The sequence below is a fragment of the Desulfovibrio biadhensis genome (assembly GCF_055388615.1).
The window spans coordinates 2646920-2673770 of the sequence record NZ_AP042477.1; the positions used below are offsets into that span (position 1 = coordinate 2646920).

Consider the following 26851-nt stretch of genomic DNA (forward strand, 5'->3'; position numbering starts at 1 on the left):
AGTTATTCCATGAAAGGCGGTCGTGGCAGCGGGACGCCAAGAAGCAGGCCAAAGACGCCATAGACAGCCAGCACGAAAAGGAGCGAGACAAGCAACAACAAACCGAAACGCTTGTATCCCAGTATCCAGCCGACAAAGAGCATAAGAAAAATGGAAGGCACGATGAAACCGGCGAAATCCAACGCGGCTGCGTAGGCGCACATGCCAACGGTGACAAAGGCCGGCATGATGAAGCGGCCCGCATTGGCGGCGGTGGATGCAGGCTTCTTTTGCAGGCGTAAGGCGATCATGGTGTTGATGAAAAGCAGTACGGAAAGAACCATGAACGAAATGGCCAACAAGACCGGGAACCTGGAAGGTGCGTCATCATACCCGGAAGCGACAGAGAAGACGACCACTCCCAGAGCAAAGAAAACAATGGAAAGCCATGTGTTGACGGATTTTAGCAGCATGGAGCTCCTCCGGAATGAACGGCAAGGGGCGCCCTCGTTTCATGTTTGTATACAGTACACGGCCATGAAACGAGGGGAGCCGGATAGTAGCTATTTTTTCAGCGTGGGCAGGATTTCCTGCATGACTTCAGCCACACCGTCTACGTACTTCGCGAACTCCTCGGGGCCACGGTAGACCACGGGGTAGCCGGCTTTTTTCATATCTTCCTTGAACTTGGGATCTTCGATCACCTTTTTGAAGGCAGCAGCCTGGTAATCGACGATGTCCTTGGGGGTGTCCTTGGGCACGGCCAGGCCGCGGAAGGTGCCCCACAGCATGTCCACACCGGCTTCACGGAAGGTGGAAACCCCGGGGAACTCGGGGTGAGCTTCTTCCTGCATGATACCCAGCACGCGGATGCTGTCATCCTTCATGTAGCCGAGGGCTTCGCCGGAAGACATGAAGCCTGCGTCAACATGGCCGCCCATCAGCTGTTGCAGCTGCATGGCAGCGCTTTCATTGTGAATGTAGCTGAAATGCACGCCGGCCTTCTTTTCCATGACCAGTGCGGCAACGTGGTGCGAGGTGGAAAAACCAGGCGTGGCGACGGAAAGTTCTTTTTCCTGAGCGGCCTTGATGAATTCTTCCAGGGTTTTGTAGGGAGAATCCTTGGAAACCACGAGAACTTCAGGGTCGAAGCAGTACATCACGACAGTCTGGAAGGACTTGTGGGTGTAGGTGGTCTTTTTGGTGATGGGGTTGTTCACCACGGAGGAGGTGTAGGCCAGGATGGTGTAGCCGTCAGGCTTGGCCTGAGACACGTAAGTCTGACCGATAACGGCGCCGCCGCCGGGCATGTTCTCCACAACAATTTTTTTACCGTCAAAAAACTTGGAGCCTACATCAGCAATCAGGCGGCAGGTAAAGTCCACTGCGCCACCTGGAGCAAAAGGCACAATGATTTTGGGGTTGCGGGTGGGGTAATCGGCAGCGAAAGCCATGCCGGCAGCCATAACCACGAGAGCAACAGCAAGAATCAGTTTAGTCATCAGGCGGTGCATCATATCCTCCTCGGATTGTTTATGATGAGATCGAAAAAATGGCCTCGATTTCGATTTTCCCACCCAACGGCAGGGCCGCAACCTGTATTGCGCTGCGCGCCGGATACGGCGGGGTGAAAAATTCCTTGTAGGCTTCATTCGCAGCGGCGAAATCAGCCATGTCGGTCAAGAAAACGGTGATCTTCGCGGCATCCTTCAGGGCCCCGCCAGCTTCTTCAACAATGGCGGCAAGGTTTTTCAGGCACTGTCGCGTCATGTCCTGGATAGACCCCTCGATCAAGGCGCCCTTTGCAGGGTCAATGGGCAACTGGCCGGAAACGAACAGCAACTCGCCCGCCTGCACAGCCTGGGAATAAGGGCCTACAGCTTTTGGTGCTTTTTCAGTAGAAATGGCTTGCATTGTACCTCCTCGTGCCGTTTTCAGGCGACTATGTCGCCTTCGCGGATCTCTTTTAAATCGTTATAGATGGTATAGCGTGTTACGCCGAAAAGGCGTGCAACCTGGTTGACAGCGCCCTTGAAGACGAAAACGTCCCGGGTGTTCAGCCGTCGGATGCACTCCAAACGTTCATCTTTATCCATGGTGGCGGGCAATTTGCCCATTTCCATCACGATTTCATCCAGAATTGACTCCAAAGTCTCGTGAAAAGTGGAGGCAAAACGTTCATTGGCGGAAGGGGAATCCTGGGTGAACTGCGTAAATTCGTCCAGCGTCGCCTTGGCGTTCATGAAATCTGTTACATCTATATTGATGCACATGCACCCAATCACCTTTTTTTCGCTATTGCGTAAAAACGTGGTGGAGGACTTCATGATTCTGCCGTTGAAGATGGTGCGGTATCCTGAAAGGTCTGTGACCGCATCCCCTTGATCCTTGTATTCCTTGAAGATCAAATCGGTAATAGGAGCGCCGATGGTTCGCCCTGTCAGGTCTCCGGAAACATGTATGAGCGAGGCGCTGAGATCGGAAAAGTCATGGATGACAACCTCGCACCGTTTGCCCAGGGCATTGGAAAGGCCGTCGGCAACCCGCTTCATTGTTTCAAAAATGGCTAAATTTTCTTGGTTCATAAGACATCCTGAAAATCATTTTTACGTCTTTGCTAAATTGGAATGTGTTTTATATTTTTGTTGAAGTCAACAATTTTTGTTGAATTGAGTGGTTTTTTGTTGAAGCTGTTGAAAGATCGAGCTTTTTTTACAATTTTGCATTGCCCCTGAAATACAGGTGTGTCCGTGCTGGGGCGCACTGGGGCTTGTCTGGTGATGCGGAGGGATACCAGAGCGATTAGAAGGGAAAGCAGGGCGATGCTAGGCCAGGCAGGGCTTATGCATCATGAAGGGGGCGCTTTTTACGGACGAAACGGTAGGTGCAGCAATTCGCGTGCGCGGTCGGGGGTAACAGGTGTACGGCCAAGCAGCCTGGCGAGCTGTACGGCCTTTTCCACCAGGCTGGCGTTATCCGCCAGCACGCCTTTTTCAAGGTAGAGGTTGTCTTCCAGCCCCACCCGGATGTTGCCGCCGAGTAGCATGGCGTGGGCGGCAAAGGGGAACTGGTCACGGCCAAGGGCGAAACCGCTCCATATTGCGTCGGCCGGAAGCTGGTTGCGCATGGCCAGCATGCAGCTCACGTCGGCCGGCGCGCCGTAGGCAACCCCCAGGCACAACTGAAACAGAGGGGGTGGGGCGATAAGCCCCTCGGCAATGAGCTGTTTGGCCATCTGGATGTGCCCCAGGTCAAAAACTTCCAGCTCCGGTCTCACGCCTGCTTCGCGGATGCCTCTGGCCATGATGCGGAGCTGGTTGGCTGAAGAAACAAGGGTCACATCGCGGAGGTTCATGGAGCCGCAATCAAGCGAGCACATATCCGGCGCCAGGGCCCGGATATGGGCTATGCGTTCCTCTGCCGATGCCATGTCACTGCCAGCCGCGGCCACGTTTGGGGTGGTTTCATCTGGGATGAACTCGCCCCCCATCCCTGTGGTGAGGTTGATGATCAGGTCGGAATCGGCTTCACGAAGGCGTGTCACCACATCCTGATAGAGGTGGAAGTCCCGGGCGGGGGCGCCGGTTTCAGGATCGCGCACATGAATGTGGACAATGGCAGCGCCGGCCTGTCTGGCCTCGAGGGCTGCACGGGCGATTTGCTCAGGCGTCACGGGGACATTGGGATTTTTCGCCGTTGTCTCCCCGGCCCCGGTCAGGGCGCATGTTATGATGAGTTCCTGCTGCATGGCGTTTTCCTGGCTCCCGGCCGTGGGCTGTACAGATTTTATGATAAATACATCGCCCGGCATGGAAAGCGGGGTCACGTTGCCCCTGAGAAGCGGTAATGTCAATTCTCCCGGCATACCCGCATCTTTTACCCGCAACACCTCTCAGGGCGTGGGTAAAAGCTCTTCTCGGCGGGGGTGCCTCTTTCACTTGTCATTCACAAGTCCGCTGTTGTACTCTCAGAAATCGCACCATGCCATGTTTTTAAGGAGTTTTTCATGCCCCACAAGGATTTGCAGGCGTTTATGAAAGAGCTTGAGCGGAGAAATCAGCTCAAGCGCGTTGATGTTTTGCTCGATCCAAAACTCGAAATCGCGGAAATTACTGACCGCGTCAGTAAAAAATTTGGTCCAGCCTTGCTGTTCACAAACCCTCAGGGCGCCAAATTTCCTGTTTTGACCAATGCTTTCGGTTCGTATGAGCGAATGCATATGGCTCTGGAAGTGGAGAAGCTCGACGAAATTGGTGAGAGCGTGAACGAGTTTCTCGAGATCGAGAAACCCGACAGCATGATGAAAAAGTTGAAGATGATTCCCAAGATAAAGCGCGTGGCCAACATTTTCCCTAAGGAAGTGCAGCGCGCTCCCTGTCAGGACGTTGTTCTTACAGGCGCGGACGTGGACTTGGGACAACTGCCGGTGCTGACGACCTGGCCCCAGGACGCCGGACCGTTCATCACACTGCCGCTGGTCATCACCAAAAATCCAAATACTGGTGTGCGCAATGTGGGCATGTACCGCATGCAGGTCTTTGACCGCCGCACCACGGGAATGCACTGGCATCGCCACAAAGGGGGCGCTTACCATTACCACCTGGCCGAGAGCCGCAACCAGCGGCTGGAGGTTGCCGTGGCAATCGGGCCGGACCCCGCTGTCACCTATGCGGCAACCGCGCCGTTGCCGGACGAACTGGATGAGTTTCTGTTCGCCGGTTTTTTGCGCAAGAGCCCCGTGGAGCTGGTAAAGTGCAAGACCGTGGATCTGATGGTGCCGGCCAACAGCCAGTTTGTGCTGGAAGGCTATGTTGATCCGCATGAGCGCAGGCGCGAAGGACCTTTTGGCGACCATACTGGCTATTATTCCCTTGCAGACGATTACCCCGTTTTCCATGTGGAGTGCATCACCCACAGGCAGGACGCTGTTTATCCGGCCACACTGGTGGGACCGCCCCCTATGGAAGACTGCTACATGGGCAAGGCCACGGAACGTATTTTTCTGCCGCTGATCAAAAAACAGCTGCCTGAGGTGGTGGATATGAATCTGCCTCTGGAAGGCGTTTTCCATAACTTCTGCTTCATCAGCATGGACAAGCGCTACCCCGGACAGACGCGCAAGGTCATGTACGCGCTTTGGGGAATGGGGCAGATGATGTTCACCAAGATCATTGTGCTGGTGGACAAGGACGTGAATGTGCAGAACACGTCTGAAGTGCTCTGGCGCGTTGGCAACAATGTTGACCCGCGGCGTGATCTTGTTATTGTAGAGGGTCCCCTGGACGCTCTGGACCATGCTTCTCCCACGGCGTTTTACGGGGGCAAGCTCGGTATCGACGCCACCAAGAAGGGACCGGAAGACGGTCATTTTCGCGAGTGGCCCGATAGCCTTGTCATGGATGAGGAAACCAAGGCCCGTATCGATAGCGTGTGGTCCAAACTGGGACTGGAGTAAGCGTGGCGTCGCAAGGAAAGCGTATAGTTGTTGCCGTTACGGGAGCCAGCGGTATGCCCTATACCGTGATGCTCCTGGATGCCTTGCAGGAAGCGGGGTGTGAAACGCATCTCATAGTTTCCGATGCGGCAAAGCTGGTATTGGAGCTTGAAAACGGCATGGATATAGAGCCGCTGGCAGCCAAGGCGGCGGCAGTGTACGATCAGCGTCAGGTAGGCGCCGGACCTGCAAGCGGGTCCTGGCGGCACGACGGCATGGTGGTCTGCCCCTGTTCCATGGCGAGCCTGGCCGCTATAGCCAATGGTCTGGGCAGCAACCTTGTGCATCGCGCAGCCGACGTCTGCATGAAAGAAGGGCGCAAGCTTGTTCTCATACCACGGGAAACGCCGCTTTCGACCATACATCTCAAGAATTTGCTTGCTGCAAAAGAAGCGGGCGCCGTTATTTTGCCGCCCATGCCCGGATTTTACCACCGTCCTTCAAGCGTGGAAGAGCTGCTTGCACAAGTAGTTGGTCGCATTATGGACCAACTGGGGCTGGAACACGGCCTTGGCCCACGCTGGGGTGAAAATGGGTAGCCAAAAGGAAGAATAATCCGAGACCTTTTCCTTGGATGCTGCTACCCCGATAAGAAAGAAGAAAAGGAGTCAAGCAATGCAACATAAACTCACCTGGCACGGACATTCGAATTTTCAGATTGCAAGCGCCAATGTGAATATCCTCATAGATCCTTTTTTCGAGGGCAACCCGGTATGCAGCGTGGATTGCTGCTCCATTGCCAAACCGGATGTGTTGCTCGTGACCCATGACCACGGTGACCATGTCGGGCAGGCCGTGGAAATCGCCAAGGCCACGGGCGCAATGGTCGGGGCTGTTGTCGGCACTGCGGGCAAGCTGGTGGAGCAGGGCGTGCCCGAAGAACAAATCCTCAACGGTATCGGCTTTAACATCGGCGGCGCTCTGACGGTGAACGGGGCTACCATCACCATGACACAGGCCTACCATTCTTCTGATTCGGGTGTGCCTGTCGGCTATATTATAACGCTTGAAGATGGCTACACAATCTACCATGCTGGCGATACGGGAATTTTCTCCGGCATGGAATTGTGGGGCAAACTGTATTCCATTGACCTGGCCGCGTTGCCCATAGGGGGGGTGTTCACCATGGACCCGCGCCAGGCAGCCATGGCATGCAATCTGCTGAACGCCGACGCCGTGGTGCCCATGCACTGGGGCACGTTCCCCGTGCTGGAAAAGAGCACGCAGTCCTTTGTGCACCATCTGCGAGAGCAGGCTCCTGATACACGGCTGGTGGAATTGGAGCCCGGGCAGACCGTGACCTTGGAACGCCCTGTTGATACATGTGGGTGTGATTGATGTAGTTTAAGTGTAGGGGGGAAGTCCGCCTCCTTTCGGGGGAGTGGCGGTGGGCGCGACGTAACGTGAGTGAATAATGGAAGGGGGGCATGCTGCCGCCTTTTCAGAAGTGGGCTTTGTGGCGCCTTTTTTTGACGGGCTGCCATCGAGCGGGGGCTGAGTATTGATGGCAGAGCGATGCGCTTTCGAGACCTCGAAAATGAACTTTCTTGTTGTGGACGATTCCCACAGCATGAGACGCATCATTATGCGTACGCTCAAAGATATGCAGTGTGGCTCGATAACAGAGGCTGACTGCGGCAGAGCCGCCTGGGATGTTCTGAACGTAAAAAAGATAGATTTCATTATTTGTGACTGGAACATGCCGGGTATGAAAGGTATCGACCTGCTGCGGGAGGTACGCTCCGATGATCGTTACAAGCATATCCCTTTTCTGATGGTTTCTGCTGAATCAAAACCAGAGAATATCATGGAAGCCATCCATCTCGGTGTGAGCAACTATCTCACAAAACCTTTCAAATCCGATATCCTGCGCAAGAAGATCGAAGTCATTATCAAGGCCCGACGCGACTTCTGCATGGGAGAGTCGTGTCAGGGCGACGCCGCCAAAGGCTGAGTCCTGTTCGTCAAAGAGCTGCAGCTATAAAATTCTGCCAGGCGTGACAGGGGATTATGGCCAAAAAATCAGCCCGTCCTGCGTCTTCTGAAGACATCCTCGCTCCTTATAAAGAAGAGCCGCTGCATCTTTTTGTGCGCGATAAGGCCCTGCGCGAGCAGTTGGGGGTCATTTTGACCATTCTTGGATTCATGAATGTCAAAGTGCACCCTACTGAAGGGGGATACCTGGATAACGTGCGCCGGCTTGGCGCGTTGTTGGTGCAGAGCCAGGGCATATTTCTCATCAACCCGCCACTTATCATCTACGGCCAGGGTGGGCAGGGCAAAGTCGTCAAGGAGCTCCCCGATTTCTTCAATGACTTGAGCTTGGTTTTGCAGCGTTCGAAAAAAGGCGCCGCACACATCATCGCCAAGTGCGTGCCTGTGTTTCCGGATATCCAGTTCGCCCAGAAGCGGGAGAAAACCATAGCCGCGGTTGCCGGTTTTGGCGTCACGGGCTGCTTCATCCTCAAACCGCAGGAGTCCCTGAGCGGTTTGAACCCCAACTTCTACCGTCTGCGCATGAAAGAGCAGATCATGGAGCGCCTGGAGGAACTGCGCGAATATCTTGAAGAATACCTCCCCCACAGAGAGGGCGCTTTTGATCGCCTGATGCAAAAGCGTGAGGAGCGTGAGCTCTCAGAGCGCAAGGCAGAGGCCGACACCTGGATGCGCAATGGCCAGAAGGCCAGGGCAGGGGGCGATTTCGAGCACGCCATTGAATGCTTCAAAAAAGCTATCGATCTTTTTCCCCAGGACCCGGAAGCATATCTTGAAAGCGGCCGCGTGTATGTTCAGGTGCGCCAGTACCCAAAAGCCCTGCTGCGTTTTTCTCAGGCGGAGGAAGTTGCCGAGAGTATCCCCGAGCCCAACAAGGAGATCGGCAATGTTCGTGTTGAGCAGGTAAAAGAGCGGGTGGGGAACGGGGAGTCGCCAGACGGCCCCGGCATTATGGAGCTTTTGGAAGATGCTCTAGCGAACTTTGAGGCCGCGCTCAAAAAGGCGGAACGCATTCAGGCCATAAACGCAGAGCGTGGTGAACCCCAGAATACGGAAGGCATATCCAAGTTGGCCGGCGAGATAATGAAGCTGGACCTGAAGAGTGTGCTGGGTAAGCGCCACCCCATGGTCAAACGCTTTGGCGACCTGGCCCGCGACTCGTTCAAGAAGATTGCCAGCGCCGACCCGAGTGCGCTGGAGCCCAGGCAGCTGTTGTTTTTGGGTCTTGCCGCCATGGATGACAAAAATTGGCTCGAGGCTGAAGAGCTGTTTTTCCGAGCTGCCGATGTCCCAGAGGTATTTGCCGAAGCCTGCAGCGAAATCACTCACCTTGGCATCGTGGTGCGCAAACAGATCGGCGCCAGCAAGGCCATTGAAGTTTACCAGAAGCTGTTGGCCCTGCATCCGCCAAATAGCGCGGCTGTGTATTACAATCTGGCAGTGAGCTACAGTGTAGACAAGCGGATCATCGACTCTGCCGGGGCGATTGTGGTTGCGCTCCACAATGACCCGTCCCTTTCCAAAAACGAGATGTTCTACAACAACCCGCACCTGAATAAGGTGCTGTATTCCCTTGCAAAGGTCTTTGACCGCATCGCCTTCAGGCTTGGTTCTTTGCGGGTGCCCCTGCTGGTGACCAAGTCGGTGCAACTACAGGATAAACTGGAACGCCTCATCGCCAAGAACGACAAGCGTACCTTCCGGTTGCTGCAGCACATAGTGGAGGTGATGCCCGATTTCTTTTTGCGTGAGCAAGTGGCTTCCAGCAAATTGATCCTGAATTATTTGCGAAACAAGCGCGAGCAATGCAGCGAAGGCAAGCGACAGGAAACCAGGGATTTCGGCGAATACCTGGAGACACTGGTCAAAGACATGCGCAAGGTGCCCTATCCCAAAAGGCTGGTGGCCTACAACAAGTTCAAATTTCAGTGTCTGCGGATTATAGACATGCATGGCGACATGGCCGAGGCAGCGGGCTTTTTGACCAAAGCCGCCATTTGTCACCCCGAATATGTGGATAAGCCTGAGTTTTACGCCAACCAGACAGTCAGTGACGTTTTGCGTCAAATCTGCACCAATCTTGCCGCGTTAGACCGAAACCGCATAAGCCGCTGACACCGGCACGGCCACAGCCAGCTTACAACGCCTGTAAATCTGCTGTGGAGGGGATAATACCCCGTTTTGTTGCAATGGGTTGCAACAATTGCTCAGGTCCCCTATGCTGGAGACAATCGAAATCGTAGAGGGAATGGCATGCAACCCACTTTGCTGCACGTGTACCGCAACACCCCTATTGGGAGGGAAACCTGGCTGCAGTCGCTGCATTTTTGCGCTGCGCTGAAAGCCCGGGCCCATGTTTTTTTCCCTCCGGATAGAAAATTCCTGATGTATTTTGAGCACGACGCCGTGCAAATCGACCTGGATGCTTCCTATTTGCGCAACAGGGACACGGCCGAGCGCCATTGTCTTGCCCTGGCGAGGGGCATGGGGTTGGAGCCGGTATTGGAAGACCCTGCCGGTTTTACGGCTTCCAATCTGCCGGATGTTTCGACCCGGTTCGATTACATGTGCTGCCCCCGTGTTATGTCTGCAGGCACAGCCAAGATTGGCCCTGTTCGCATAGGGCCGAAAGTGCGCCGCATTGTCAGTGTAGCGCCTTTTCCCGTGTTGCTGACGGGGGGTGTTTTCAAACCGTGGCACTCCATCGCCGTGCTGTTCGGAGGGTCTGATACGGCGGTTGCAGCGCTGCGGTTGGGGTTTGCCATTGCTCGTAAAAGCGGCTTGCCGCTGGATGTGTTTACCCAGGCAAAAGGGCACGACAAGGCATATTATGAAGATATCCTGCAACAACGAGGCCTGCTGGCTGATGTGCACGGAGTCGTTCGCGAGTGGTTCTTTTTCCAGCAGGGGGAATTGGAGGATAATTTCATGGCTATGCCACACGATGCGCTGACGATTTTGGGCGCTTTTGGCCATGGACTTATTCGGGAAGTGGTCTTTGGCAGCACCATGGAGATGGTTTTGAGCGAATTGCCCAACAATTTGCTTGTTGTGGGGCCGCGCTATGCCTCCCGCGCCCCTTCCATAGATGGCATGTCCACCGTGGCAGTGACCTGAACAAGGTAAGAACGCGGCAATGAGCAAGTCAGACGAGTCGGCATCCAAAGATATTCTGGACGCGCAGATACCCCCTGGCGCATCAGTCCCGCCGCCTGCTTCATCCCCCCAAAGGGGCGGCCCCCTTTCTGCTCTTAAAAAGAGTATTTTCACGGATAGTGTGAAAAAAGCCAGCAAAGGGCTGCTGATATTCATTTCCATCGGTGTCGTCGCCGGCTTGGGATCGGTGTTTTTCCATTTCCTTTGTGAATTGGGTATGCATTACTTCATGGACTCCCTGGCGGGGTACAGGCCGCAGGCGCCCGCCGGCGAGCACCCCCTGCTGCCGCATACGGACACGCCTTTCAATCGCTGGCTGTTGCTTATCCTTCCGGCCCTTGGCGGTATTGTTTCCGGCTGGATCGTCTATACATTTGCCCCGGAGGCGGAAGGCCACGGCACAGACGCGGCAATCGATGCCTACCACAACAAGGGCGGCATCATCAGAGGGCGGGTGCCCTTCATCAAAACGATTGCTTCAGCCATCACGCTGACCACGGGCGGTTCCGGAGGCCGTGAAGGCCCAATTGCGCAAATCGGCGCCGGTTTTGGTTCCTTTCTCGCCACCAGACTCAAATTGTCGGAACGAGAGCGCCGTATCATGCTCGCGGCAGGCATCGGCGCCGGCGTTGGGTCCATTTTCCGGGCGCCACTGGCAGGGGCGCTTTTTGCTTCGGAAGTGCTCTACAGTGAATCGGAATTCGAATCTGACGCCCTTATTCCCTCCGGCATTTCATCAGTCGTAGCATACTGTATTTTTTGCCTGTTCTTCGGCTGGGGGTCGCTGTTCAAGGCGCCGGATTTCCATTTTGCCAATCCCCTGGAGCTTGGACCCTACGCCGTGTTGGCAATGGTGTTGATTGCTGGCGGCTGGCTGTATGTCAAAACCTTCTACGGTATCCACAATCTCTTCAAGTCATGGAAGGTTCCCAACCATATCAAGCCGGCCATCGGCGGACTGCTGACAGGAGTGGTGGGCTTTTTTCTGCCCCAGACCCTGGCTTTTGGGTATGGCATCGTACAGCAGTCGCTTTTTCTCGAGGCTTCCTGGCTTTTGCTGCTGGGGGTGGCCTTTGGCAAGATTCTGACCACTTCCTTCACCATCGGTTCTGGCGGATCAGGGGGCGTGTTCGGTCCTTCCGTGGTCATTGGCGGTTGCCTGGGCGGCGCGGTGGGCTTGCTTTTCAATATGTTTCTGCCCGGCATTGTGGATGAACCAGGCGCCTTCGTCATTGTGGGCATGGCCGGTTTTTTCACCTCGGTCTCCAGCACCCCTGTCTCCACCATCATCATGGTCTCGGAAATGACCAATTCCTATCACTTGCTGCTGCCCAGCTTGCTGGTCTGTTTTCTTTGCCATCTCTTTTCCCAAAAATTCAGTATCTATGTGGAGCAAGTGCGCAATAAATATGAATCTCCGGCCCATGCGGGGGATTTCTTTCTGGACATCCTCCAGGCCTATAAGGTACGCGACCTTGCCCGTACCCTAAAAGTGGTGGCTGTGGTGCCGGAAGATATGAATTTCAAACAGTTCAAGGAATTGTTCTGCTGTACGAATCAGCATTATTTCCCTGTGGTGAATGAAGAGGGAAGCCTGAGCGGCATTTTTTCCAGCAATGACATCCGCGAATTTTTGTTTGCCGATGAGATCGAGAACCTGGTGCTGGTAAAGGATTTTGCCCTTAAAGATATTATCGTAACCACCCCGGAAGAGGACTTGAACACGGTGCTGAACAAGTTCACCCTTAGAAATATTGAGCGGCTCCCCGTTGTCCGGGCGGACGACCCCAGCGTGTTTTTGGGCATGTTGGGCCGCCGTGAGGTCATTTCCTTCTACAATGACCGTGTACGCGAGATGAAAGAAAAGAGCGCCCAGGCCAAAATGGCAGCCGGTATCTGATCCCCGTTTCTGCTTCTCTTACAATGTTTTCTGTTCTTGGAGGCTATTAATGCGTCATCTGCCTGAATTCGCTTTGGAAAAACGCTTTTCACGGTGGAGTTTACAGCCCGTTTCAATGTTGCCGGTTCTGATATGGAGTCCTTACCCATTTCTGAACTGCTGGCCATGGCGTCTCCTGAGCGTCGTGAACAATGGGATAAACTTTCCCTGGGGTATACGGAAACATGGGGCGCGCCTGCCTTGCGCCAGGCCATAGCAGGGCTCTATGACGGGTTAGGTCCGGAAAACGTGCTCTGCTTTGCCGGTGCGGAAGAGGGCATCTTCATTGCCATGCATGCGCTGCTGCAAGCAGGCGACCACGCCTTGGTCTGCCACCCCAATTATCAGTCGGCCGAAACCCTGCCCATGAGCCTGTGTGATGTTTCTGGCCTGAAGCTGCACGAGGAGGACGGGTGGAACCTGGACATGGGCGAGGTGCAGGCGGCCATGCGGCCTGCAACGAAACTGGTTTCCATCAATTTTCCCAACAACCCGACGGGCGCCATCCTGGAGCGCGACCGCTACGACGCCCTGGTGGAGATGTGTCGCAAGCAGGGCGCCTGGCTCTTTTCCGATGAAGTCTACCGGGGCATGGAGCGCGACGCCGCCAGCAGGCTGCCTGCTGCCGCCAGCATCTATGAACGGGGCATCTCCCTGGGCGTGATGAGCAAGGCCTACGGTCTGGCCGGTCTGCGTATAGGGTGGATTGCCTGTCAGGATACGGAACTGCTGCAACGTATGGAGCGCTTCAAGCACTATCTTTCCATCTGCAACAGCGCGCCCAGCGAACTGTTGGCGCTTATTGCCCTGGAAGCGGGGGATGCGCTGCTGGAACGGAATCGCGTGCTGGCGGGTGAAAACCGCGAACTGCTCAGGGATTTCTTCGCGCGTCACGCAGGTCTTTTTGAATGGTACGAGCCTGATGCCGGGTGTGTTGCCTTTTCCCGCTACCTGGGCAACGAAGGTGTAGACGCTTTTGCCGACAAGCTGGTGGAGCAGGCCGGGGTGCTTTTGATGCCTGCTTCGGTCTTCCAGTCCAGGCTGGGTGAAGTGCCTGCTGACCGTTTCCGTGTAGGATACGGACGCAGCTTCTTTCCTGAAGCCCTGGATGTCTGGGAGGAATGGCTGGACAGGTGAGCCGGATGCGTACGAAGTAACCGGAAGTAGTAGCGGCTTATATGACCACAGGCATGAGATTGTCTGTGGTTTTGCCATTTTGCGCCTTACGTTGACTTCCCTGACCGCCCTCAGTATCTTCAGCGCCTCTCAGGTGCAGTTCGCTGCATAATAGGGAATCGCGTGCAAATCGCGAGCGGACCCGCCGCCGTAAGCCCCTGAAGTATAGTCGCCCGTCCCCGTGTGCGCCACTGGAGCAGAGCTCTGGGAAGGCCGGGACAGGGTGGGGTGAGCCGGAAGACCTGCCTGAGGCCGCGTCTGATATTCGCTGCCGGTTCAACGGGCTTTTGCACCGGCAAGCGCCTCCCCGTCTTAGGGGTGTACAGCCGCCCCTATTTCAAGGCCCCTTCCGTTCAAGGAGGAAGCATGCGCATCATGCATTCCACATTGCGGCGTATTGCTGCGTTCTGTCTGCTGTTTTCCCTCGTCCTGCTTTCCGCTCAGGTTCCAGATGTACAGGCCCATGGCGACAAACGTGAAGACAAGGCAGGTATTCTGCTTGTTTCCTTTGGCACCAGCGTTCCTGAAGCCAAAGTATCGTTTGAAAAAATCGACGCCATGGTGAAGAAGCGTTACCCCGACGTTGCCGTGCGTTGGGCCTATACTTCAAAGATCATCAGACACAAGCTGGCCAAAGAGGGCGAGGTCATACCTTCACCGGCCGAAGCGCTGGCCAAGATGGCGGATGAGAATTTCACAGAGGTGGTCGTGCAGTCCCTGCATGTGATACCGGGGGAAGAGTACCACTCGCTGGTGCGCACGGCGCATGCGTTTCAAGGCATGCCAAAGGGAATAAAGCGTATTTTCGTAGGCTACCCCTTGCTGAGCACCAATGACGATCTGGAAACCTTTGCCAAGACCCTGCTTTCCCTGTACCCGGCGGAAAAGCGTGATGGCGCAGCGCTGGTGCTTATGGGGCACGGCACCCATCACCCTGCAGATGTCGTGTACCCCGCGTTGCAGTATCACTTTGCCCGTCTGGATCCTTCTGTGGTCGTAGGTACGGTGGAAGGTTTTCCCACGCTTGAGGACGTCCAATCCTTTTTGAAGGAAAAAGGCTATAAAAAAGCCACGCTTCTGGCGCTCATGTCCGTGGCGGGCGACCATGCGCGCAACGACATGGCTGGCGACGAAGATGACTCCTGGAAAAGCGTGCTTGAAAAGGACGGCATAGCCTGCGAAACCGTGTTGCATGGTCTGGCCGAGTTGCCACCCATCGCAGAATTGTGGCTGCAGCGTCTTGACGGCGCCATGGCGCATATAAAAAGGTAGAAAAAAATGGGCGGATATCCCAAAGGGTCAGAGAGTCAAACGAGGGAGCAACGCACGGACGTATGAAGCGGTACTGGATACTCCCTTTGCTCGCGATTTTATCGCTGGTCTGCCTGCCCCTTGCCTGTTTCTTTGGCCCTTGGGACATTCCGCTTGCAGATGTCTTGTCTGCCCTGAATCCTTGGGGTGGGGCGCACTTGCCAGAAAGCTGGCGTGTTGTGGTGCTTGAACTCCGTCTGAGCCGTGCGGCGCTCGCCTGGTCGGCTGGGGCGGCTCTCGCAGTCGCCGGGGCTGTTTACCAGGGACTTTTGCGCAACCCTCTGGCGGACCCGTTCACCCTTGGTGTTTCAGGAGGAGCAGCCTGCGGCGCAAGCCTCGCCATTGCCCTCGGCCTTGGTGCAGAAGCCGGAATCCTGCTGCCTGTTTTATCCGGCGCCCTGCTGCTGCCGCTGGCCGCATTGACAGGCGCGATAGCAGCCCTTGGCGGTGTTCTCGTGTTGGGGCGGCTTGCGGGCGGGCTCAGGCGCGAGACACTTGTCTTGGCCGGCATGGTGGTGTCCACGTTCCTGGCTGCCTGCATCTCGCTTATCAAGGCTCTTAACGAGGATTCCGTAACAAGCATCGTGTTCTGGCTCATGGGCAGCTTTCAGGGGCGCGGCTGGCATGAGATGCTGCTTTTTGCGCCCTGGTTTGTCATTGGCGCTTTGCTGGTCGCGCTGTATGCCAGAGAATTGGATTTACTGGCCCTGGGCGAAGAACAGGCCGCGCAACTCGGCGTTAATGTCCCCCGCGCCAGATTGTGCCTGCTGCTCGGTGCCAGCATGATGGCCGCTGCTGCTGTGGCTGTTGCCGGCGTCATCGGCTTTGTGGGGCTGGTGGTGCCGCACCTTATTCGCCTGACCGCCAGTCTGCCGGCCCGGTTGTTTTTGCCGGCCTGTATGCTGGCGGGAGGGGCTTTGCTGCTCTGGTCGGACGTGCTGGCACGCTCCATTCTCCAGGGTGGGGCGGAGCTCCCCGTTGGCGTGGTGACGGCGCTGCTGGGTGGCCCTTTTTTCTGCTGGCTTCTCGGCGTACGCAGCAGGAGAATCTCATGAGCGCTGCGGTTCTGGAAGCCAGCGGACTTGTTTGCGAGTATGGCGGCGCCACAGCATTGCGGGAAGCCAGCCTCAGTCTGCAGGCCGGTGAATTTGTGGGGCTGCTTGGCCCCAATGGTAGCGGTAAAAGCACCTTTATCAAGGCGTTATCAGGGGTATTGGCGCCTGCTGCCGGTAGCGTTTTATTGTCAGGTAAAGAACTGGCCCGCTACTCCCCCAGGGAGCGCGCCCGCTTGGTGGCCTGTGTGCCGCAGCGGGGAGAGGCGCCTGACGGCATGACAGTGGAAGATATTGTCATGCTGGGGCGCTACGCGCATCTGGGGTTTTGGCATGGTCCCGGAAAGGGAGACCGTGCTGCTGTCCGGCGGGCTTTGGAAGATACGGACATCATTTCCCTTGCAGGGCGTCGCGCAGGTGCGGTTTCCGGCGGTGAATTGCAGCGGGCTTTTTTGGCAAGGGCTTTGGCCCAGGAAGCAAAGGTTTTGCTGCTGGACGAGCCTGTTTCGGGACTGGATCCTGCCCATGCGGTGACCGCCTGCGATGTATTGGCGGGGCGCAGTCGCCAAAACGTGGCCGTGCTCATGGCCAGCCACGATTTGAATCTGGCCGCACTGTATTGCTCACGGCTGGTGTTTTTGGAAAAAGGGCGCATCATCACCCAGGGCCCTACGCACCAGGTGTTTTGCAAGGAAGTTTTGGAGAAGGTTTATGGAACCTCTGTTGTCATTACAGAACACCCGGTTTCGGGCGCGCCACAGGCTTTGCTTTTATCTGGCCGTGATCTTGTGCGGCCTCATTCAGGCTTGGCCGGTGAGGGCGGCGGGACCGGAGATTGTAGATGATCGTGGTCGTGAAGTAGTATTGCAGGCTCCGGCAACGCGGATTGCCCCACTGTATGGAGGGCTGACCGATATTCTGCTGGCGCTGGGATTGCAGGACGCCATTGTTGCGCGCACGGCTGCAGACGACAGTGCAGCCGTTACCGCTGTGCCCGAGATAGGCACGCACATGCGCCCCAATGTGGAGATTCTGGTGGGGTTGGGTCCTGACCTCGTGTTGCAAATGGGAGGGCGCAAAGACGCGTCCCTGCCCCTGGAGCAGGTGGAGAGCCATGGCATTGCCACGGCGTTTTTCCGGGCCAGAAATTTTGAAGAGCTGTTTTCTGTCATTCAACGTATTGCCACCCTGGCCGGGGTGCCTGAGCGTGGAGAACGCCTGGTGGCGTCCATGCAAAAGCGGCTTGCCAGTGTTGCGGCAAAAGTGCAGGGGCACCCACGGCCCAGTGTTTTTTTTGAGGTGCGCTACCCCAACTTGTTGGGAGCAGGGGGCGGCTCCATGGTCAACGCCGTGATTCATGCCGCAGGGGGGCGTAATGTGTTGGAAACAAGTAAAAAGCTGGTGCGGCTCAACGAAGAGGCGCTCCTGGCTCTGAATCCCGAAGTCTACCTTGTACAACGCGGCCCCATGAATCCTGACCCGCTTCCACTGGATGCGCGGGAGCATTTCCGTACCCTTGCTTGTGTCAGGGAAGGGAAATTTCATGTTGTGGACGAGCGGCGGTTTTCCCGCCCCGGGCCACAGAGCGTTGATGCTGTAGAAATATTGGCCTGGCTGCTGCACAACGGCGAGACCAGGAAGGAGATAAAACAATGAATCAGGTTAGGAACCCCGGAACGTTTTGGGGGGTGGGGGTAGGGCCGGGAAATCCGGAATTGCTGACCCTGGAAGCTGTTCGCATTCTGGGCGAAGTGGACGTTGTTTTTGCGGCCTCTTCCACGAAGAATGATTTTTCCACAGCGCACAGGATTGCCGCGCCTCACATGACTGACGGTGTTGACGTCATTGAATTGGGCTTTCCCATGACCCATGACAAGCAGCGACTGGAAGACGCCTGGAACGCAAATGCAGAAACGGTGGCCAGCCATATGTTGGCGGGAAAAAACGGCGCCTTTCTGACTTTGGGCGATCCACTTATATACAGCACTTTCGGCTATTTGATGGAAAAACTCCAGACAGGGTGGCCCGAGATTCAGATACGTGTTTCACCTGGAATCACATCCTTTCAGGCCGCTGCTGCCAGTTCGCGGACCGTGCTCGTCAGTGCGGGGGAAAGTCTGGTGCTGACCTCTGGCCAGGCTGATGCAGAGCGTTTCAAAAAGCTGTGTGACAGTGCGGAAAACGCCGTAGTCCTGAAGGCCTATAAGAACTATCCTGCCATAGTGAACATGGTACGGCAGGCCGGCTCGTTCGAGCGCGCCCTGTTCTGCTCACGCCTTGGCATGGAAGGGGAGCGTATTTGCGAAGACCTGGATGCAGTGACTGAAACACCGCACTATTTTTCGCTGCTGCTTATGAAGCGCAAGGGCAGGAAAGCGGAGGAAGTGCCCCTCAACTAAAAGAACGTGTGGTTTGAGGGTATTGCTTGATCGGGTATTTGCCAAATGTTGGTTCTGGTGGCATATACTTAAGATTGCTGCACCATGTTCTACAGGTAGCTGCATGGTGCAATCTTAAATCCCGCAACAAAGGAGCCTCCTCATGGATATCATTCGCGTAGTGCTTGCCATTCTTCTCCCCCCGTTGGGCGTTTTTTTGCAGGTTGGTCTTGGTGGTCATTTTTGGCTGAACATTCTGCTGACGCTGTTGGGGTATATTCCTGGTCTGGTGCACGCCATCTGGATTATTGCCAAGAAATAGCCGGACAAACGTAACGATATAAGCGCCCGTGTCGCGGGCGCTCCATAACAAAAAATCCCCCTTGGCGTTGCCAGGGGGGATTCTTTGTTGTCACAAACGTATAGGCGGTTCAGCGGGCATACAGAGCGGCAGCCCTTGATAAGGGCGACATACAATGGGTCAATTGGTCTTCCCAAGAATGGGGGCGCCCACGATGATTTCCACCCTGCGGTTTTTGGCGCGTCCTTCAGACGTGTCGTTGCTCGCTTCCGGTTGGGTGTCCGCCACCCCGACAGCAGCCAGGTGTGAAGGCGGAATATTGGCATTATCAATGAGATAGCGAACAACAGATGCCGCCCGCCCGGCTGATAGCTCCCAGTTGCTGGGGATTTTGCGTCTAAAATTGGGAGCGATTTTTCTGTCGTCGGTGTGCCCTACAATGTAAAGTTGCCGGTCCTCGATGGATTGCAGCGAGGGCATGATTCTTCCCAGCAGTTCCTGCCCCTGTGGGGTGATGCGGGTGCTGGCGGTCTTGAAGAGAATGTGCCCCAGGATGTCTATTTCCAGGCGATTCTGGATGCGCTTGATGCGGACGTCCTTGTCGTGGATTTCCTGCCGCAGGCTTTCAATCATGTCCTGATAGGCCTCAGCCATCTGCTTTTCGGCCTTGTAGTGCTCCTGCAGTGTTTCGGCGCGGGAGTGGCACTGCTGCAGGCTGTTTTCCAATTCGCCAATGCGCGTTGCGTCGGCTGGTTCGCCTTTGGCGCGCAGCGCTTCCAGTTCTTCGGCAAGGGCTTCGCAATCCTTGATCTGTGCTTCCGCCTGGGCTGCCAGTTCTTCTTTTGAGGGGCCGGCAGGCTTTGCTGCGTCTTGCTGTGTTACGACAATATCAGGCACCTGCCTGGCCGCATTGGAAACTGCAGCGTCGGCTTTTTCACGCGCTTTAGCATCAAGTTGCAACGCATCGAGCTTTTCCTGACAAGAACCGAGTCTTTTTTTGAGATCGACGACTTGCTTTTGCAACGAGGCTGCATCCGAACCCATGTCTTCTGCCTGTTTGAGTTCTTCAATAGCAGCTTCGAGCTTGGCCTTGTTTGCTTCCTCATCCTTGATTTTTGCTTCAAGCGCAGTAATGCGCGTCTGCAACTCCGCCTTGGCGGCTTCCGCCGCCTTTGCCTGTTCTTGGCAATCCTGAAGTTGTGTTGCAGCGGTGAGCGCGTTGTTTTTCAGCTCGTTTACCTGGCTTTGCAGGTCGGAAGCCTGAGACTGGGCTGTATCCAGTTGCTGCAGCTGCCTCTCAAGATCTGAGATGCGTCTTTCTGCGGTGCTGGTGCGCGAGCTTGCATCATCGAGGTCGCGTTGCAGTCTTTCGAAATCCAGCTCCAGATTCGTCAGTTCGGTTTCGCGTTGGCTGAGGAGATCGCTCTGTGTGGCGTATTTATACCATACGTATCCCGTAGCGATGGCGAAAAGCAGAAGTAGAATGGTAAGCAGCCAGACTGCAGTGCTGCCCTGCTGCCCTGGCCGAAATCGCCGTGCATAACCGGTGTTTGCCATGCCGCAATCTCCTTGGTGTCTTTCGCGCCAGCCCCGGGCGCGGATATGAATTTGGCTAACCAGATTATAAAATGTCTATCGCGGGCCGGGCAAGATGGCAAGAGAAGTGCTGCAATGCCCCTCTCTTGCGCATATCAGGACGCGGCCGCAGAGTGTTCGTTCTCGTTTGAAGCAGTATCGTTTGCCGGTGCAGACGTTGTGCCCCCCCCTGGGGCAAGTCGCAGTACTGGCAACAAGACTGCCGCACTCAGCAGCAGCAATACCACGGCCACTATGGGAACTGCCTTGTATCCTGTGAATTCTGCAATGTATCCTGCGCCAAGGGCGGCCAGTACACTGGCAATGGCGGTGGTGGCGTTGAAAACCCCCATGGCCGTGCCCTCCGCTATTGTGGCCAGTTGTGCCGTAAGTGCTGTACCGGCAACGATGAGCGGTGACCACGCGACAGGCATTAGAATAAAGAACGCTGGAACCAGCCAGGAGTTGTATTGCGTATCAAAGTGCGCCAGGAACGCCATAGCCCCCGCTGAAATAATGCTGGCCAGAATGCCCAGCATGACCACCGGGCCGTCACCGATCTTGTGTCCCAATATTCCTGACGGCGCATACACGAAAATGCCGATTCCAGCGGCCACGGCGTAATACAGGGAGGAAAGGCTTGCATTGATGCCATAGGCGGACTGCATCAGCAGCGGATACAGGTTGTAAATCAGCCAGGAGCCCAGCATGCACAGGAACCAGCTCAGCAGGTATAGGCCAAAAGCTGATCTCCAGAACAGGAGTATCCTGGCCGCGTCTTTTGTCAGGATGCTTTCATAGTGATGCAGCATGCCAAAGGGCGTGCGGGGCTGTCTGTGTGTGCGTCGGCTGAATTTTGGTACTTTGGCTGCGCGTGCAGGATGCTCGGTTTTGGGCAGCCCCATGCGCCCCAGCCAGATGCCGGGCAGCATCAGTGCTGCAGCGATGACCATGCCCCATCCGGGTTCCATCTGGAGCAAGGCCGCCAGCCCCAGCCCAAGCGCCTGCCCAAGGCCGTAAAATGTCTGCAGCCAGCCGATACGCGGATCCCATTCGTCCTTTGGCCTGGTTTCCACAATGAACATGGCCGCCACGGTATTGGTGGCGGCGGCGCCCATGCCTTGTATCAAGGCGAGCAACAGCCAGAAGCCGGCGCCGGAAACGAACGGAAAGGCCGCCAGACCCGCGGCAAGGAGCAAATACCCCAGAAAATAGACGGCGCGGTGAATGCCCAGACGGTCGGTCAGTCCGCCCAAAAAAGGCGCGGAAAGCTGTCCGGCGTAAAAAGCCGCCACCACAAGACCCGCTTCTGCAGAACCGGCTGCATTGCCAACGATAAGGGGAATGAGGATAGGAGCCACACCAAGGACGACGGCCCCTTGAAATGCATAGCCTGAGTACCAGGGATCCGAGTAGCGTTTCCAGTTTATCATGCGTTGCCTATGCCACAAAAATTAAGCAGAGACAATATGTTGGGGATAATTATTGCCATTCTCGTCAGTGGAGGCGTTTTCTTCAAAGTGTGGCGTTTCGCACGTAAAAAAAGTCGAATGAAACCCAAACGCCATGAAGTAAAAGGGAATAGAGTTTTTATAAAAACCGTATTGTCAGAACAAGTAATCTATTCTATAAGGCCAGATTATGAAACATGCGTTTGTATTGCTTGAAGGAGACGTGGTGCAGTGGGCGCATGCCCAGGCTGCAACCAAAGGGACGAGCGTATCCAGCCTGCTTTCAGAATTGCTGCGGGAGCGCATGGAGCCAGGTAGGCCCCATGAAGATTCCCCCGTTGCTGCTGGACAGACTGGCACGCACTACTCCTCCAGACCTCAGGAAAGCGACCAGGTCTGACCACGTTGTTCCCCGGGCTCTGATCGGAGCTGGGGCCGGCTTACTCCTGCCGTATCCAACAGATCTGTACCCCCTGATCTGTGGCATACTCCCTTCTCCCTCAAATTTCTGGAATTTGTGATGCTATTTCAGATGGAAAGGTGTATTTCAGAGGACTTTTTCTCATGGCCGCCTGCCCTTTTGATGTATTTATGTAAAGCACTAACTGTCTAAAATTGTATGCTAAAGATAACCACATGAAACAGGTGGAGGTCCATCATGCACGCTAAGCCTCGCGTTCTGAAAAACTGGAAAGGGAGCCTTGTGCTTGTTGCCGCAATGTTGGTGTTTGCGTCCAGTGCATTCGGGGCAGGGAAAAGCATAGATCAGGAATGGGGGCGCGTTACGCCGCCTCATGTCCTGAATCTGGAGCGCGTGGAAGTGGACCCTGGCGCCACGGCTTTGTTGGTGCTCGATATTGAAGAGCGCACATGCAACGACGCAAGGCGCCCCCGTTGTGTGGCGAGCGTGCCCGCCATCGCCTCGTTGCTGCACAAGGCCCGGAACGCAGGTCTGTCAGTGGTATTCAGCCTGACCAGCAAGGGGACGCCAGAGACCATCCTGCCGGAGGTTGCGCCCCTTGAGGGCGAGCCGATCGTACAATCCAGCGTAGACAAATTTTGGCGGACCGACTTGGAGCGGATTCTCGCTGACAAAGGGGTGAATACTGTCATCGTTACGGGTACGGCGGCCCATGGCGCTGTATTGCACACGGCAACAGCAGCCGGTTTCAGAGGTCTGGATGTCATCCTCCCGGTGGATTGCCTGTCGGCGGAAGACATCTACAAGGAACAGGCAACCGTGCATCTTTTGGAGACAGGGCCTGCCACGCGTAAGCGCATCCACATTTCGCGCAGCGATATGATCCTTTTCCCGTGAGAAAAAGGGGGCTTGCGCCCCCTGTTTTAGCGGTCCTCCAGAGGAATGCATATTTCTGTCAGGTATTCCTCTGCCGGCGTTGTTTTGGGATCAGTGAGGTAGATTTCCATGGCAGGGGCATCCCGCAGTTGGAGCTCCTCCCGTGCGATGATGGCGGCATAGAGCTGTTTATACGCTGCCTCCAGCCCGGAGAAGGGGCCTTTATGCAGGGTGGTGGCGTAGTTTCCACTGGGAAGTGTGGTTATCGTTACGTCCGCATCACTTTCCGTTGATGCGCCATCAGGCAGGGTGAAGCACGCATCATACCGTATTTCTTCAGGTGGCGTGGATTCCGGATCGTCCCAACTGATCCCGAGAAACATGGTTTGCGGTCCAAAAAGTCCTTTGGAAGCGCCCCAAATGCACAGTTTGTCCCAGGCTATCTGGCAGTTGTTGTAGGGGCCAGTGTGGCGAACCTTGGCTAACGTCATAGTGGGTAATGTCTTCACGTTCAGGTCCATGTTTTCTCCTGCAGTGGGTTGCGGTGGCGGAGGCGCAGGCAATGGAGTAAGTCCATCGTTCGCGTTTGCTTGCCCATTGGCCAATGCCCGCATTCGATACGCTGCGGGCGTGATGCCGAATATCTGCGTGAATGCGCGCGTAAAGGTCTCGTGATTGGCGAAACCGGATTCCAGGGCAATATCCAGTATGGTTTGGCTGCTGCGTGTGAGTCTGTCTGCGGCGAGCAAAAGCCTGTGCCTGCGCACATAGCTTTTGACTGGCAACCCCGTATATGCCTTGAAAACCCGGTGGAAATGGTGCGGAGACATGCATGCGATCTCCGCCAGTTCTTCCAATCTGGGCATGCTCTCGACACCAGCCTCCACTCCTATTTTGTCCAAATGCGCAAGTACTTGCGCCAGCCTGTGGCGATGGCTGCGAACGGTCGTTTCCCGCATCGCTTTCCTCCGATTGCTGTGGCAAAGATAGTGGCAGGGCCGTGTCTCGTCTTGACGTTTTTTGCCATTATCTGGAAGATGGCAAGGCGTTCATGGCTGGAACAAGTATTGATGTGCGACCACATCCCCGTGTTTGTTGAAAATGATTCGCAAGATCATTTTACGCATGATTAGATATAAAATCATATTTATTAGTATTTATGAATCAAGAGGCCATGAACTGTTACTAAATGTAATACTTTATCGTAAAATACTAGTTTTGTTGACTTGATAAAATAAATACTGACTCTGTGGGTTGTGTTTACGGATTGTAGCGAGTAAAGGGAAAAAAGAAGTGGTACTGTTGCGTGAATATTTTTTTACGTTTGGCGCGTAAGAGGTGAAGATAATGCATGTGTTTTATGTTAGAATAAAAGAACATGGTATTAGATTTAAATACCAAGTACCTGAAAATCCTGCGCGCAAAACGTACCCGCATGGTCTTATGCAGGACGGTGATGTCAAATGTACCGCGGGGGGTGAGAGAAATTGCATGGTCTTCCAGGATATACGATCCATCATCCATGATTTCTCTGACGTCCCTTCCTTTGCCGCCACGACCCTTATCAGAAAAAGCGAAAACTGCACCTACTCGGTGAAAAGCAACGCATCATCGTGCTTTGCCTTTCTCATGATCAACATGCTTGCCATGTCCGGGTGCAACACGTTCTACCCATTTGTGGCCATCACGGATTGCTATGACTTTGGCGAACAGATCGAAAAGGCGCTTTTCAAAGCGTACGCTTCATCAGCGTATGCATTACTGCATCTGAATGGGCATGCGTCAACCAGTGAATGTGTTCAGTATATGCGGTCGAAACTGTTCAGAATAGAACGCTGCCTCAAAAGCTTTATGCGAGAAACGGCGGGGTATTCAAACAAGGACTGCGTGCGCAACGGATTTGTGCAACTATTGAATGCCAAGCTCTTTTTTGATGAATGCGTCCGCTCGGACCCGTATTCCGTGCTGACGCCACGCCGGCGCAGATCGTCTTCACAATATTGATGCCCTTTCTGTAGTATGGTGCACGGCTGTAATCCTGCACTAAAACAGTCGGCTACGCGCCCATGGCGGGGAGCAAGAACGTGAAGGTGCTTCCCACGCCTACTTTCGACGTCACGGAAATTGACCCCCCGTAATGTTCGATGATCTGTTTGCAAATGGTGAGCCCCAGCCCCGTACCTTAGCGCGGGTCGGGCAGGGTGTCGTTGTGTGGCGAACTGTGGAATTCGTCAAATACTTTGCCCAGATCCTCAGGCTGGATGCCAATGCCGGAATCACGCACATCCCAGCACACATAGCCGGCGTGACGCGATATCTGAACACGTATCATTCCTCGATTGGTGAACTTGAGCGCGTTGTTGAGCAGGTTGATGAGCACCTGGTGAATTTTGTCCGACTCGGCAAAAATGTGTGGCAAGTCACCTTCGGTCTCCAGCGTCAGTTCCACCTCTTGCTTCTTTTCCAATTCGCCACTCACGGACGCCAGGGCAGCTTCTGTCACCGTTACTGGTGAAATCCTTTCGTCGTGCCACTCCATCTTGCCCGATTCGATTTTGGAAAGATCCAGCAAGTCATTGATGAGACGCCGCAGGCGATCGCTTTCCGCCCAAACTGTGTTCAGGTTGTTGTCGATACGTTTCTGTTTGGCTTCCAGTTCCGGTTTCCCCATGGCAAGTGGGGCGAAATGGCGCCTGAACTCACGCTCAGAAAGCTTCACAAAACCCATAATTGAGGTCAGCGGGGTTCGCAGTTCATGGGAAACCTTGTTCAAAAGGGAAGACTTGGCTGCATCCAAAATGGCCAACTGCTTATTGGATTTGGAGAGCTCCGCGTTCGTATGTTTTAGAACGCCGACGTACATGGCGTGTGATCGGCGATACAAGAGCAGTAATGGAAAAGAACTGAAAATGAGCAGTAATGCAATGCCGCCACCGAGAGCAGCTTCTCGATAAAGCAGCTTTTTAATAGAGGAGATATCCATGTCCACGCAGGCAAGATACCGCCTGCCCCCAGCAGATGTCTGGGGGAGGGCCACAGAGCGGAAGGTCCCCCACTGGTCGGAATAGGTGGCGTAGGTTGCTTCCCCAGTACGCCATGCCCGCACAAACTCCTCTGGCACATCCTTATAAGGGTAGAAATACCAGCGTTCGCGCTCTTTTGCTTCTTCTTCGGTCACGGTTGGCGCTGCAAAGTAAAACGCGCCATTTTTTTCAACAAGCGTGTAGGCGTACACAAAGCCGGATTGGGAAGCATACTGCGAGATGGCGCGACGATTTTTCAATTCTTCTTCAAAGGATATGGAATCCGCATCCACGGCGCGGTCGTGGAAATCATCCGCCAGCATGAATTTCAGGGCGCTGGCTGCTGTATGGAGCTGCCGGTCAATCTCGGCCATCTGCTTTTGTTTCTGGTAGTGGCCGACCAAAAAGGCAAATATTACCACAATCCCAATATAGCCAAGAAACACCATGGTGTACGTTCGCACCATTCTTTTCTGGCCAGGAAGCCCATGGCTGTTATTCGTTGTTGCCATTGGAAACGATACTCAATGATAGCGCTGTATATACTTGGTGTGATGAATGAATACTTTGTATAAAAAGAGCGTTTTTAAAGGCGTGGTAGATCGCAATATCGCATGAAAAGCAGACCATAAATCGATATTGCATGACTGTACTAAGCCCTTGCCCTTCACTGTGCTCACTGTGCTGCATGCAGTGTAGACGAAGCACCTAGCTGAATTGAAAA

At 54.9% G+C, this 26851-nt stretch carries 25 protein-coding genes, 1 pseudogene and 1 riboswitch; of the genes and pseudogenes, 17 read left to right on the plus strand and 9 right to left on the minus strand.

Going from position 1 to position 26851, the window contains the following annotated elements:
• Positions 1-2 precede the first annotated feature (2 nt).
• The 5 genes from ACZ5EH_RS11590 to ACZ5EH_RS11610 all read right to left on the minus strand — a co-directional run bounded on the left by ACZ5EH_RS11590 (position 3) and on the right by ACZ5EH_RS11610 (position 3844).
• Entirely contained in the window at positions 3-452 is a 450-nt protein-coding gene (locus ACZ5EH_RS11590) for a tripartite tricarboxylate transporter TctB family protein (protein WP_464274038.1), read from the minus strand.
• Positions 453-542: 90 nt separating this feature from the next.
• Positions 543-1481: a Bug family tripartite tricarboxylate transporter substrate binding protein gene (locus ACZ5EH_RS11595; RefSeq protein ID WP_464274039.1), complete on the minus strand. Its 939-nt coding sequence runs from the start codon at positions 1479-1481 to the stop codon at positions 543-545.
• A 31-nt stretch (positions 1482-1512) separates the two neighbouring features.
• Positions 1513-1893 carry a RidA family protein gene (locus ACZ5EH_RS11600; protein ID WP_464274040.1) on the minus strand — a complete coding sequence of 127 codons (381 nt, stop codon included), beginning with the start codon at positions 1891-1893 and terminating at the stop codon, positions 1513-1515.
• 20 nt (positions 1894-1913) lie between these two features.
• Positions 1914-2564: a helix-turn-helix transcriptional regulator gene (locus tag ACZ5EH_RS11605; protein ID WP_464274041.1), complete on the minus strand. Its 651-nt coding sequence runs from the start codon at positions 2562-2564 to the stop codon at positions 1914-1916.
• A gap of 281 nt (positions 2565-2845) precedes the next feature.
• Complete coding sequence (locus ACZ5EH_RS11610; RefSeq protein WP_464274042.1) at positions 2846-3844, minus strand: beta-keto acid cleavage family enzyme; 999 nt, start codon at positions 3842-3844, stop codon at positions 2846-2848.
• Between the two features lie 141 nt (positions 3845-3985).
• Between ACZ5EH_RS11610 and ACZ5EH_RS11615 the strand changes: the two genes are divergently transcribed.
• The 14 genes from ACZ5EH_RS11615 to ACZ5EH_RS11680 all read left to right on the plus strand — a co-directional run bounded on the left by ACZ5EH_RS11615 (position 3986) and on the right by ACZ5EH_RS11680 (position 18802).
• The gene (locus ACZ5EH_RS11615) at positions 3986-5434 is read left to right on the plus strand and encodes a menaquinone biosynthesis decarboxylase (protein ID WP_464274043.1); all 1449 of its coding nucleotides are present in this window, start codon (positions 3986-3988) and stop codon (positions 5432-5434) included.
• Between the two features lie 2 nt (positions 5435-5436).
• The gene (locus tag ACZ5EH_RS11620) at positions 5437-6012 is read left to right on the plus strand and encodes a UbiX family flavin prenyltransferase (protein ID WP_464274044.1); all 576 of its coding nucleotides are present in this window, start codon (positions 5437-5439) and stop codon (positions 6010-6012) included.
• 76 nt (positions 6013-6088) lie between these two features.
• Entirely contained in the window at positions 6089-6811 is a 723-nt protein-coding gene (locus tag ACZ5EH_RS11625; protein ID WP_464274045.1) for a metal-dependent hydrolase, read from the plus strand.
• Between the two features lie 199 nt (positions 6812-7010).
• The gene (locus ACZ5EH_RS11630) at positions 7011-7427 is read left to right on the plus strand and encodes a response regulator (protein ID WP_464274046.1); all 417 of its coding nucleotides are present in this window, start codon (positions 7011-7013) and stop codon (positions 7425-7427) included.
• 56 nt (positions 7428-7483) lie between these two features.
• A complete protein-coding gene (locus ACZ5EH_RS11635; RefSeq protein ID WP_464274047.1) occupies positions 7484-9583 on the plus strand; it encodes a tetratricopeptide repeat protein in 2100 nt (699 codons plus the stop codon).
• A 138-nt stretch (positions 9584-9721) separates the two neighbouring features.
• Positions 9722-10585, plus strand: coding sequence for a universal stress protein (locus tag ACZ5EH_RS11640; RefSeq protein ID WP_464274048.1), 864 nt, complete (start codon positions 9722-9724; stop codon positions 10583-10585).
• A 19-nt stretch (positions 10586-10604) separates the two neighbouring features.
• A complete protein-coding gene (locus ACZ5EH_RS11645; RefSeq protein ID WP_464274049.1) occupies positions 10605-12524 on the plus strand; it encodes a chloride channel protein in 1920 nt (639 codons plus the stop codon).
• A 93-nt stretch (positions 12525-12617) separates the two neighbouring features.
• Positions 12618-13700: an aminotransferase class I/II-fold pyridoxal phosphate-dependent enzyme gene (locus tag ACZ5EH_RS11650; RefSeq protein ID WP_464274050.1), complete on the plus strand. Its 1083-nt coding sequence runs from the start codon at positions 12618-12620 to the stop codon at positions 13698-13700.
• 114 nt (positions 13701-13814) lie between these two features.
• A riboswitch (cobalamin riboswitch) is annotated at positions 13815-14002 on the plus strand.
• A 103-nt stretch (positions 14003-14105) separates the two neighbouring features.
• On the plus strand, positions 14106-15011 hold the full coding sequence (locus ACZ5EH_RS11655; protein WP_464274051.1) for a sirohydrochlorin cobaltochelatase: 906 nt from the start codon (positions 14106-14108) through the stop codon (positions 15009-15011).
• A gap of 62 nt (positions 15012-15073) precedes the next feature.
• Positions 15074-16105, plus strand: a complete 1032-nt coding sequence (locus ACZ5EH_RS11660; RefSeq protein ID WP_464274052.1) for a FecCD family ABC transporter permease — start codon at positions 15074-15076, stop codon at positions 16103-16105.
• Positions 16102-16947: an ABC transporter ATP-binding protein gene (locus ACZ5EH_RS11665; protein WP_464274053.1), complete on the plus strand. Its 846-nt coding sequence runs from the start codon at positions 16102-16104 to the stop codon at positions 16945-16947. The genes ACZ5EH_RS11660 and ACZ5EH_RS11665 overlap by 4 nt, the downstream gene beginning before the upstream one ends.
• The gene (locus ACZ5EH_RS11670; protein WP_464278295.1) at positions 16916-17758 is read left to right on the plus strand and encodes an ABC transporter substrate-binding protein; all 843 of its coding nucleotides are present in this window, start codon (positions 16916-16918) and stop codon (positions 17756-17758) included. The genes ACZ5EH_RS11665 and ACZ5EH_RS11670 overlap by 32 nt, the downstream gene beginning before the upstream one ends.
• Positions 17755-18501, plus strand: a complete 747-nt coding sequence (gene cobI / locus ACZ5EH_RS11675; protein WP_464274054.1) for a precorrin-2 C(20)-methyltransferase — start codon at positions 17755-17757, stop codon at positions 18499-18501. The genes ACZ5EH_RS11670 and cobI overlap by 4 nt, the downstream gene beginning before the upstream one ends.
• A gap of 142 nt (positions 18502-18643) precedes the next feature.
• The gene (locus ACZ5EH_RS11680) at positions 18644-18802 is read left to right on the plus strand and encodes a YqaE/Pmp3 family membrane protein (RefSeq protein WP_464274055.1); all 159 of its coding nucleotides are present in this window, start codon (positions 18644-18646) and stop codon (positions 18800-18802) included.
• Positions 18803-18961: 159 nt separating this feature from the next.
• Here the strand turns inward: ACZ5EH_RS11680 and ACZ5EH_RS11685 are convergent, their stop codons facing one another.
• Positions 18962-20338 carry an OmpA family protein gene (locus ACZ5EH_RS11685; protein WP_464274056.1) on the minus strand — a complete coding sequence of 459 codons (1377 nt, stop codon included), beginning with the start codon at positions 20336-20338 and terminating at the stop codon, positions 18962-18964.
• A 134-nt stretch (positions 20339-20472) separates the two neighbouring features.
• The gene (locus tag ACZ5EH_RS11690) at positions 20473-21789 is read right to left on the minus strand and encodes an MFS transporter (protein WP_464274057.1); all 1317 of its coding nucleotides are present in this window, start codon (positions 21787-21789) and stop codon (positions 20473-20475) included.
• Positions 21790-21997: 208 nt separating this feature from the next.
• On the opposite strand from ACZ5EH_RS11690, the gene ACZ5EH_RS11695 reads away from it, so the two are divergent.
• Together ACZ5EH_RS11695 and ACZ5EH_RS11700 are read left to right on the plus strand one after the other, a co-directional pair.
• Complete coding sequence (locus ACZ5EH_RS11695; protein WP_464274058.1) at positions 21998-22207, plus strand: hypothetical protein; 210 nt, start codon at positions 21998-22000, stop codon at positions 22205-22207.
• A gap of 258 nt (positions 22208-22465) precedes the next feature.
• Positions 22466-23125, plus strand: a complete 660-nt coding sequence (locus ACZ5EH_RS11700; protein WP_464274059.1) for a cysteine hydrolase family protein — start codon at positions 22466-22468, stop codon at positions 23123-23125.
• A 26-nt stretch (positions 23126-23151) separates the two neighbouring features.
• Here ACZ5EH_RS11700 and ACZ5EH_RS11705 read toward each other — a convergent pair whose 3' ends face one another.
• Positions 23152-24063, minus strand: a complete 912-nt coding sequence (locus tag ACZ5EH_RS11705) for an AraC family transcriptional regulator (protein WP_464274060.1) — start codon at positions 24061-24063, stop codon at positions 23152-23154.
• A gap of 532 nt (positions 24064-24595) precedes the next feature.
• Here ACZ5EH_RS11705 and ACZ5EH_RS11710 point away from each other — a divergent pair.
• Positions 24596-25108 carry a hypothetical protein gene (locus ACZ5EH_RS11710; protein ID WP_464274061.1) on the plus strand — a complete coding sequence of 171 codons (513 nt, stop codon included), beginning with the start codon at positions 24596-24598 and terminating at the stop codon, positions 25106-25108.
• Positions 25109-25160: 52 nt separating this feature from the next.
• Here the strand turns inward: ACZ5EH_RS11710 and ACZ5EH_RS11715 are convergent.
• Positions 25161-26639 (minus strand): annotated as a pseudogene (locus ACZ5EH_RS11715) (sensor histidine kinase).
• Between the last annotated feature and the right edge of the window lie 212 nt (positions 26640-26851).